Here is a 10,015-nt window from a genome sequence, read left to right as displayed (position 1 = left end):
CCCGAGCGAAAGCTGAGGGTGGAGACGCAGATTCCGTCGGTATGCGCGAACTGCGTGCGCGGATCGGGGCGCACGGTGGTGGAGATGCTTTCGACGTCCCCGAAGAGATAGCGCAGCACGTCGAAATGGTGGATCGACATGTTGAGCAGAGTGAGGCGCCCGTAGCTTTGCAGAAAGGGCTGCCAATGCGGGATGGCGCGCATGTCGATGCTCGCCATCACCGGCGTGCCGAGAGCATTCTGGTCAAGCACTTGCTTCAGTGTTCGCATCGACTGGTCAAAGCGCATGTTCTGATTGACGGAGAGCAGCTTTCCGGACTCCCGGCATTCCCGCTCCAGCGCCTCCGCGGTCGCGAGATCAAGAGCCAAGGGCTTCTGCGCCAGGATGGCGCGGATATCGGGCTGTGCAATAGCCGCGCGGATGAGGGCCGGTTGCCGGTCCGGCGGATAGGCGATGTCGAGAATCTCGAAGCCGCCGGCCTCAATCATTGCTTCCGGCGTGTCATGCACGGTTGCGATGTTCCAGCGGCGCGCCACCTGTTCTGCCTTGTCCCGGGTGCGGGAGGCGATGGCGACGACCGGAAAGCCGGCGGCATTGTAGGCTGCAAGATGGATGTCCGCCATGATGAAGCCGGCGCCGACGCAGCCGATGCGGAACTCGCGGCAGCGGATCGGGGCATCGGGCGTCAGGGTGAGGGTCTGGGCCATGCTTAGCCTCCTGAAGACGGATCGGGAGCGGACGCGGTCGTGGGCAGGGGGGCGGCCCGGCGCAGGCGGCCGAACAGCGGGCCTAGCAGCCTGCCTTTCAGGACGCGATCGAGGCCGAGGAAGGCAAGGAGCGTGGCGCCGAAGATGATCTGTCTCCCAGCCTCGCCGATGGTCAGCGCCGTCAGCAGGCTGACAAGCACAGTCATCATGATCGCGCCGCAGATAACGCCAAAATAGGGTGCGCGGCCGCCGACCAGCGAAGCGCCCCCGATGGTGGCGACCACGATGCTGGTGAGAATATAGGGATCGCCAAGACCGAAGAAGGCTTGGCCGACATAGCCCGTGAGCATGAAGCCGCCGAAGGCCGCGAGCGCGCCGCTCAGGGCATAGGCGGTGATGCGTACCGCCTGCGTATTGGTGCCGGAGAGCAGGGCGGCGGTTGGGTTGGCACCGGTCGCCTCCAGTCGCTTGCCCCAGGCCGAGGCTGAGAGTAGCCAGACCGCGACGGCAGCAAGTGCCGCCCAGATGACGACGACATTGGGCATGCCGGCGCTGGACCAGCCGGCCATCCAGACGAGGGCGGGGCTCGCGGCATTGGAGGGGTGGAGCATGCCAACCCCGGCGATGACAGCGCCATCGACAACGCTCGTCATGGCGAGTGTCGCGACCAGTGGTGGCACGCGCATCACGGCGATACCGACACCGTTGAGCGTGCCAGTCGTGAGGCCGGCGGCGAGTGCGGCGAGCAGGCCGGGTGCCGTCATGCCGTTGCTGCCATGCATGATGGCTGCACCGAGAAGGCCGCCGAGGGTTGCGTTGGCGCCGACCGAGAGATCAAGCCCCTGGCCGCCGGCGGCGATGACGATGGTCTGGCAAAGCCCGAAGATACCAAGGAAGGCCGCGATCTTAAGTTGATTGCCGATCTGCCCGGCGCTGAGGAAGCCGGGCATGGCGGTCTGGCCGACGATCAGCAGTAGAAGCGCGATGCCGACGAGCAGGAGCGGACGAGCAAGGGCGGTTTTCATAACCGGCGCCGCCCCTCCAGCACCATGAAGCCGAGGGCAATGACGATGACGAGGCCCTTGACCAGTTCCTGCCAGCTGCTGGCGATGCCGGCGAAATAGATGACATTGGTGACAAGTCCGAGAACCAGCGCGCCGACGAGGGCGCCCCATGGCGTGCCGCGACCGCCACGCAGCGAAATGCCGCCGATGACGACGGCCGCGACCGAGGCGAGGGTATAGCCCTGGCCGAGCCGCGGATCGCCCGACATGGTCTGCGCGGAAATCGTCGCCGCACAGAGGAAGACCAGGAACCAGGCGAAGACATAGGCCATGAGCTTGGTCCGGCGCAGCGGAATGCCGGCATCCCGCGCGGCTTGCGCATTGCTGCCGACGGCCATGATGCGCCGCCCGGCGCGATGGCGGATGAGCGCGAACCAGAGCAGCATGGCGAGGGCAACGATGAGCAGCGGCACGGGCAGGCCGAAGACCGTGCCGGCATAGCCGTCCCCCACCGTATCGGGAATGACGCCCCCGGGCTGCGGCATGATGGCGAGTGCGAGGCCGAACCAGATGGCGCCGGTCGCGAAGGTCGCGACCAGCGACGGCAGTTCGGCATAGGCAACCAGCAGCCCGTTGACAGCGCCCAAGGCGAGCGACACTGCGAGCGCGATGGTAAAGATGCCGATGGGGCCGCCGACATGGGCGGAAGGCAGGCTCGCCATGACACAGTTGAGGAGGGAGACGCCAGCGCCGACCGAGAGGTCAAGCTCGCCGCTCAGCACGATCACCGCCTGGGCGACGCAGATGAGGATCGTCGGCGCGAAGGTCGCGATATTGCTGGAGAGCGAACCGCCGCTGAAGAAATCAGGCTGCAGCACGATGTTGAGGATGACGACGGCCGCCAGCATGAGGAAGCCGGGGACGAGGCCGCTGCGGCGCAGCCTGCCCCAGAGGGCCACGCGCGGCGCTTGCACGGCGGCGCTCATGCGGCGCGCCCGAAGCTGGCGGCGATCACGCGCTGCTCCGTCATCTCATCACCGCTCAGGGACTCTACGATACGGCCTTCGTACATGACCAGGATGCGGTCGCAATGTTGCAGCAATTCATGCGTGTCGGAGGCATAAACCAAGGCGGCACTGCCCTTCGCCACCAAATTGCCGAGCGTCTGGTAGATTTCCCGGCGCGCCCGGATGTCCACCCCCTTGGTGGGATCACTCAACAGAAGAACGTCAATTTCCGTCGCCAGCCATTTTCCAACCACGACCTTTTGCTGATTGCCGCCGGAAAGGCTGGCGACCGGCCGGTCCGGCCCGACGGTCTTGATGAGGAGACCGGAAATGGTACGAAGAACGAAGGCTTGCAGCATGCGGCGCGGGAGGCGCCAGGGGCGCCGCCATAAGGCGAGGGCGACAGCGGAGAGGTTTTCGCCGACCGTCTGCTCCATGAACAGGCCCTGGCGGTGCCGGTCGTTCGGCACCAGGCAGATGCCGCGGCGGATCATGTCCCGCGGCAGGCGGGGAGACAGGGTCTGCCCGTGATGCCGAATTTCTCCGCCGCTCTGGGCACGGAAGCCGGCCATGGCGTCCAGCAGCTGTTCCTGGCCCTGACCCTGCAGGCCGGCGAGACCCAGGATTTCGCCCTGCCGCAGTTCGAGGTCGACGCCGCGCACCGCGGCGCCGCTTCGGAAATCGCGCAGGCTGAGCACGCAACCCCCTGGTGCGCGTGCCGCGAGAGCGGTACGGGGTGGCTGGTCTGCATCGCCCGTCAGAAGGTTGAGGATGCGGGCCTCATCAAGCCCCTCGGAGAGGGGCCAGTGGCCGACGCGGCGTCCGTTGCGCAGCACGACGAGATCGTCGCAGAGCGCTTCCACCTCCTGCAGGCGATGGGAGATGAAGATGACGGCGGTGCCGCCACGGGCGAGCACCCGCACGCGGTCAAAAAGGAGATTGACGAGAGCCGCCGAAAGAGGCGCCGTCGGCTCGTCCAGGATCAGCAGTTTCGGATTGCGCGAGAGTGCCCGGGCGATTTCCAGAAGTTGCTGCTCGGCTGCCGACAGGCGTTCGACCGGCTGGTCGAGGCTGATGCTGAGGCCTACCGCATCCAGAAAGCCGCGCGCCGCGGTGCGGGCGCGGCGGCGGTCGACAAAGCCGCCGCGCGCACACCATTCCGTGCCGAGGAAGAGGTTTTCCCAGACCGGCAGATCCGGCGCCAGGCTCGGATGCTGATGCGCGATGACAATGCCACGCCGCACTGCCTCCATCGGACTGGCGAGCCGTACCGCGGTGCCATCCACCAGAATCTCGCCGCCATCGGCCGCAAGTTCGCCCGCGATGATGCGGCAGAGCGTGGATTTGCCTGAGCCGTTCGCGCCGAGCAGGCCGAGAATGCGGCCCGGCAGCGGCTCGAGACTGACCCCCTCCAGCGCCGCGACGCCGCCGAAGAATTTCGAAATCCTTCGCGCAGAGACGAGACCGGAAAGGGGGGGCGTCGTGTCCGGCATCAGGCGAACAGCGCGTCGAGCTGTTTCTCGTCCAGCCATTCGCCAAGAAAGTAGCCGTCCGGCTTGTCCTTCACTCCCTCTAGAAGCTCATCGAGATTGTCGTTCGTGACCTCGATCTTGATCGGATAGTGGTAGGTGTTGTCGGGCAGCGGCTTGAGCTGTTTGCCTTGCGCGATGCGCGTCGCGACGCCGACCGCTGTGCGACCGATTTCGGGCGGGTTGGAGCGTGCGAAAAGATGCACGTCATGCCCCGCATCGCGTTCCTTTTTCCAGGCGAGGAGGAAGGATTTCTGCGCTTCCCCGGTCATGATCGGCACCGGGCGGCCGGCCGCCTGGAAGGCACGCATGATGCCGAGCCCCATGCCGTCCTCGGTGCAGACCGCGTCGATATGCGGGGTCGCCGCCAGCACGGTCGCCATCACCGCCTGGGCCTTGGCCTGGTCCCACATGCCGTAGCCGGACCAGACGATGTCGATGCCCTTGTTCTTTGCAAAGACATCCATGAAGGCGGTGCGGCGGGCGACGGCGGCGGGGTGGCCCGGCACGCCGTCCATCACCGCCACACGGCCTTTTCCGTTCAGCTGCTGGACGATCCACTCCGCGTAATGCTTGCCCCAGTCGTATTCGTCGATTCCGACATTGATCGCATACGGGTCGCTCACGGCCTGGTCGAAGGCGATGACGGGAATCTTCGCGCGCTTAGCCTCGTGAATGACGCCGGTCAGTGCGGTCGCGGAATTGGCGTCGATCATGATGACCTTGACGCGGCTGCGGATCATGTTCCGCACATCCTGAATCTGGGCCGCGGTATCGGGCCCGGCCTGCTGGACGATGAGTTTTCCGGCAAGCCCGTTCGCCTCGTACATGGCGAATTGCTTCTTGGAGGCGTCGATCATCTGGTCGCGCCATTCGGTGCCGAAATAGCCGTTGGAGAGGCCGATGGTAATCGGCTCTGCGGCCCTGGCCCCGGTGACGCCGCCGAGCGACGCCAGGCCGATGAGGCCGAGGGCGGAGGAGGAAAATCCTCGTCGCGTGAGTGCCATTGCGTGTCCTCATGGTGCTTTTGATGGGGCCGTAGCCGCACCTGCGACGACCCCTTTTCTTGTTGGACGCGGGACCGCGGCTCGTGCCGCACTACTCCACAGCGCCGAGGCCATTTAGGCAAAGAGCTCAAAACACATCAAGAAAAATTGTCATAATGAGGTGAATTGAGGTGAATTTTGATAGAAGCGCCGCCAAAGTCAGGAGATCAGCGGGAAAATCGGCCGCAAATCAGGGATCTGCGTCGCCTCTCTCGGGTGCCGCTTTGGCGGGGGCGCCCTGGTCTCGGCCTTCCCAAGGGGGCAAAATGGTGGGGAGAGCCCGAGTCTGGAGTGGCCATGGCGACGCTGAGCGACCGGAATGACGACGAGGCAGCGGGGCGGCCGCCCGTGGCGCGGCCATCCCCGGGACGGCGCGTGACGCTTGATGACATCGCGCGCGACGCGGGCGCCTCCCTCGCCACCGTCGATCGTGTGATCAATCAACGGCCCGGCGTGAAGGACAGGACCCGCGAGCGAGTTCTGCTGGTGGCGAGCCGCCTTGGCTATCTTCCGGCACCGCCGGAAGAGGCGGCGGAGGACACCGCTCCCCTGATGCTCGATTTCGTGCTGCCCGACGGTACCAACCGCTTCATCCTCAATCTCGCCCAGCATATTGTGGATTGCGCCGCCCTACGGCCGGAGGTTCAGGCGCGCCTGCACATGATCGAAGGCTTCGATCCGGCGGCGATGGCGGAGAAGCTCGGTGAACTTACCGGCAAGTCCCAGGGCGTCGCCCTGACCGCCCTCGACCATCCGCGGCTGCGCGAGGCGATCCGCTCGCTGACCGCGGCGGGCACGCCGGTCGTGACGCTCGCCTCCGATATCACTCAGGTGCCACGCGTCGGCTATGTCGGCATCGACAATCGTGCGGCCGGGCGTCTGGCTGGGTATCTCCTGGGTCGCTTCCTGCGCGGTAGCGCAGGCAAGGTGGCGCTCTTTGCAGGCTCGCTCTCCTATCGCGGGCATGAGGAGCGGGAGATGGGCTTTCGCCACATCCTGGCGGAAGCCTATCCTGCCCTCACCATCGTCGACTTGCGGGAGGTGAGTGACGACAGGCGCCAGGGCTATGCAGAGGCGAAGCTCCTGCTCGGCCGCTATCCCGATCTGGCGGCCATCTATAGTATTGGTGGCGGTGTCGAAGGCATCGCGCTCGCGCTTGAGGAAGCGGGGCGGGGGCAGGATGTCGTGATCATCGGGCACGAATTGACGGAGGAGACACGCCGCTTCCTCGTCAGCGGCACGATCGACGCGCTGATCGACCAGAATCCGCGGGTCGAGGCGCGGGAAGCGATCGAGCTGCTCGTTCAGGCGGCGCGCGGCGTGGAACGCCCGGCCAGCCGGCCGATGCGCGTGCATGCGATCTTCCGTGAGAACCTGCCGGAATGAAGGCCTGGGTGACACCATTGGAGCGGTTTTAGACATGAAGAGCTATCGGATTGCCCTCATCCCGGGAGACGGGATTGGCCCGGACGTCACGCAGGCGGCCTGGCAGGTCTTGCAGGCGGCCGCGGCCGTGGACGGACTGGAATTGCACGGGCAGGCGTTCCCCTGGTCTTGCGCATATTACAAAGAAACGGGCGCGATGATGCCCCCGGACGGGATTGAGACCCTGCGCGGTTTCGATGCAATCCTGCTCGGCGCCGTGGGTTGGCCGCAGGAGGTGCCGGATTCGGTCTCCCTGCACGGTCTTCTGCTGCCGATCCGCAAGGCCTTCGTGCAATATGCCAATATCCGTCCCCATCGCCTGCTGCCGGGGGTCAACGGGCCTCTGCGCAAGACCGATTTCGATATTCTCTGCATTCGTGAAAATACCGAAGGGGAGTATTCCGGGGCCGGCGGCCGGGTTCATCAGGGCACGGAGAATGAAGTGGCGGTTGAAACCGCAATCTTCACGGCGCGCGGCGTTGAGCGGATTCTCCGGTTTGCCTTCGAATCCGCGCGCAAACGCCGCGGGATTCTAGCGTCAGTCACCAAATCCAATGCCCAGAAACATTCGATGGTCTTCTGGGATGAGATGACGGCGCGCGTCGCCGCAGAGTTTCCCGATGTCGATGTGCGCAGCTACCATGTCGATGCCATGGCGGCGCGGATGGTGATGGCGCCCGAAAGCCTCGATGTCGTCGTGGCCTCAAATCTGTTCGGTGATATCCTGACCGACTTGGGGGCTGCCCTTCAAGGCGGCCTCGGGTTCGCCGCCTCGGCCAATGTCGATCCGACCCGCAGGTTTCCCTCGATGTTCGAGCCGGTGCACGGTTCCGCGCCAGACATCGCACATCTCGGTATCGCCAGCCCGATCGCTGCCATCTGGTCAGGTGCCATGATGCTCGATCATCTGGGCGAGACCGGGGCGGCCGCGCGCGTGATGGGCGCGATTGAAGCGGTGACGGCGCGCGGGATCGGCACACGGCCGGGTCAGGACAAGACTGAAACCGTGACGGCGGCCGTACTGGCGGCGGTGCGGGCGCGCTGACGCGGCACCCGCCACAGAGCATGAGGTTTGACATGAGCGACAGTTACGAATTCGCCTCCCTCCTCTCGGTAGCGGAGCGTATCCGCCGGGGCGAGGTCACCTCCGTCAGCGTCACGCAGGCGATGCTGGACAGGATCGCCGCGCTCGACCCCATCTATCGCAGCTACACGACGGTTCTGGGCGAGCGCGCCCTGGCGCGCGCCGAGGCGGCGGACGCGGAGATCGCGAGTGGCCTGTGGCGCGGGCCGCTGCACGGCGTGCCCATCGCGGTCAAGGATCTCTGCAACACCGTCTTCGCCCCGACCGGAGGCGGGACCGCGCTGTTCCGGGACTGGACGCCCGATCATAACGCCACGGTTGTCGATCGACTGGAGCAGGCCGGCGCGGTGATCCTCGGCAAGCTCGCCATGACCGAAGGGGCCTATACCAGTCATCATCCGGAGAATCCCGGGCCGCTCAATCCCTGGAGCCGCGACCACTGGGTTGGCTCATCATCGACCGGCTCCGGCGCCGCGACAGCCGCCGGATTCTGCTACGGCGCGCTTGGTTCCGATACCGGCGGGTCGATCCGCTTTCCCTCCGCGACCTGCGGCCTGACCGGTATCAAGCCGACCTGGGGCCGGGTCAGCCGCCATGGCGTTTTCGCCCTGGCGGCGTCCTTGGACCATGTTGGCCCGATGGCGCGGAGTGCGGCTGATTGTGCCGCCATGCTCGGTGTCATCGCCGGATCCGACGTGAACGATCCGACAGCGCTGCCCGGCCCGATTCCCAACTATCTCGCCGGGATCGGCGACAGTATCCGCGGCCTGACCATCGGTATCGACCGGCGCTTCATCAGCGACGAAATCGACCCCCAGGTCGTGGCGGCCGTCACCGAGGCCGAACACGTCCTGGCGAGCCTGGGCGCGCGCATCACCGAGATTGCGATGCCCCCAACCGCCGACCTGGTGCGTGGCTGGATACCCTTCTGCTCGGTCGAGACCGCGCTTGCCCACCAGGACACCTATCCGCGCCACAAGGACGCCTATGGGCCGGATCTCGCGGGTTTGATCGAACAAGGCCGCGCGGTGACGGGAATGGAACTGGGCCGGATCTATCACGATCGCTTGGCCTTTTCGGGCGCGCTCAAGGCGCTGTTCGAAACGGTGGATCTGCTTCTCGTGCCGACCATGCCGGTGCCGATCCCGAGCCTTGCCAGAATGGGCGAATACGGCAAGGACCCCGCGGTGCTGGAACGTATTCTGCGCTTCACCGCACCCTTCAATTTCTCCGGCAGCCCGACCATCACGCTGCCGAGCGGGATTGACGAGGCCGGTCTGCCGCTCAGCCTGCAACTGGTCGCGCGCCACGAGGCGGAGCAGCTGCTCTGCCGCGTGGGCCACGCGTTTCAATCCGTGACGGACTGGCATACGAGGCATCCGGCCCTCGCCACCTGAAGGAAGAGGGATCAGGCCACGCGCTGCGTATGCCGGCGCGGGGCCGCGCCCATGACGCGCTTGAAGGCCGTGCTGAACGCGCTTTCGGAGGTGTAGCCGAGTGACAGCGCAACGGCCGAGACCGGTTCCCGCGAGTGGCGCAGCCGGTCATCCGCGAGCAACATGCGCCAGCGGGTTAGATATTCCATCGGCGTCTGCCCCACCCGGTCCTTGAAACGCAGGGCAAAAGCGGTGCGGGACATGCCCGCCGCGCGGGCGAGTTGGTCCACGCTCCAAGGCAGAGCGGGCTCAGCATGCATGGCCGTCAGAGCCGCGCCGAGTTGCCTGTCTGCGAGCGCGAAAAGCCAGCCCACGCCGGTACCGGGTTCCAGAAGATGCGCCCGCAAGGCCTGCACCAGAAGCATCTGTGCCAGTTGCTGGGCGATGAGGAAACCGCCCGGCTGCGGGTCCTTCATTTCCTCGCGCATATGGTCGATGCACCAACGCAGCACGCTTTTGGCCTTCTCGCCGCGGATATGCAGCGCCGGCGGCAGAACGCTGAGCAGAATGGCGGCGTGGTCACCGGCCAGCGAACAAAAGCCGCCCAGGCTGAGGAAGTCGCCACCGCCGTTCAGCACCACGAGATCGCCCGGCCGCTTGTTGGCGACCACGGTTTCGGCGGGGACGGCGGGCAGATCCAGCCGCGCACCAATACGGCAGGCGCGGCCGCGCGGCAGCAGAAAGCAGTCTCCGGCCTGGGCCAGAATCGGCTCTGGCATGCCGTCGACCGCCACCATGCAGGAACCCGTGACGACGGCCTGGAACTTGATGCCCTCA

General features: G+C 66.0%; 9 protein-coding genes. 3 read left to right on the top strand and 6 right to left on the bottom strand.

Annotated elements, in window-relative coordinates:
• From VL752_RS11105 to VL752_RS11085, 5 genes are all read right to left on the bottom strand, one after another.
• Positions 1-707: Gfo/Idh/MocA family protein (locus VL752_RS11105; RefSeq protein ID WP_325355131.1), on the bottom strand; the 707-nt coding region annotated here is incomplete at its 3' end.
• A 2-nt stretch (positions 708-709) separates the two neighbouring features.
• Entirely contained in the window at positions 710-1,732 is a 1,023-nt protein-coding gene (locus tag VL752_RS11100) for an ABC transporter permease (protein ID WP_325355129.1), read from the bottom strand.
• Positions 1,729-2,697: an ABC transporter permease gene (locus VL752_RS11095; RefSeq protein WP_325355126.1), complete on the bottom strand. Its 969-nt coding sequence runs from the start codon at positions 2,695-2,697 to the stop codon at positions 1,729-1,731. Before VL752_RS11095 ends, VL752_RS11100 begins: the two co-directional genes overlap by 4 nt.
• A complete protein-coding gene (locus tag VL752_RS11090; RefSeq protein ID WP_325355124.1) occupies positions 2,694-4,211 on the bottom strand; it encodes a sugar ABC transporter ATP-binding protein in 1,518 nt (505 codons plus the stop codon). Before VL752_RS11090 ends, VL752_RS11095 begins: the two co-directional genes overlap by 4 nt.
• Positions 4,211-5,254, bottom strand: coding sequence for an ABC transporter substrate binding protein (locus tag VL752_RS11085; protein WP_325355122.1), 1,044 nt, complete (start codon positions 5,252-5,254; stop codon positions 4,211-4,213). The genes VL752_RS11090 and VL752_RS11085 overlap by 1 nt, the downstream gene beginning before the upstream one ends.
• Before the next feature lie 336 nt (positions 5,255-5,590).
• Between VL752_RS11085 and VL752_RS11080 the strand changes: the two genes are divergently transcribed.
• Genes VL752_RS11080 through VL752_RS11070 form a run of 3 tightly spaced genes read left to right on the top strand, consistent with a single transcriptional unit; the run spans position 5,591 to position 9,199 of the window.
• Positions 5,591-6,679, top strand: a complete 1,089-nt coding sequence (locus tag VL752_RS11080; protein ID WP_325355119.1) for a LacI family DNA-binding transcriptional regulator — start codon at positions 5,591-5,593, stop codon at positions 6,677-6,679.
• 34 nt (positions 6,680-6,713) lie between these two features.
• Positions 6,714-7,763, top strand: coding sequence for a tartrate dehydrogenase (locus VL752_RS11075; protein ID WP_325355117.1), 1,050 nt, complete (start codon positions 6,714-6,716; stop codon positions 7,761-7,763).
• Positions 7,764-7,795: 32 nt separating this feature from the next.
• Positions 7,796-9,199 carry an amidase gene (locus VL752_RS11070; protein ID WP_325355116.1) on the top strand — a complete coding sequence of 468 codons (1,404 nt, stop codon included), beginning with the start codon at positions 7,796-7,798 and terminating at the stop codon, positions 9,197-9,199.
• A gap of 11 nt (positions 9,200-9,210) precedes the next feature.
• Here VL752_RS11070 and VL752_RS11065 read toward each other — a convergent pair.
• On the bottom strand, positions 9,211-10,015 hold an 805-nt coding region (locus VL752_RS11065), incomplete at its 5' end, for an AraC family transcriptional regulator (protein WP_325355114.1).

It is taken from the genome of Acidisoma sp., from assembly GCF_035492295.1.
Taxonomy (GTDB): domain Bacteria; phylum Pseudomonadota; class Alphaproteobacteria; order Acetobacterales; family Acetobacteraceae; genus Acidisoma.
Note: the sequence above shows the minus strand (reverse complement) of the source record. Positions and strands in the feature narration are given on the sequence as shown.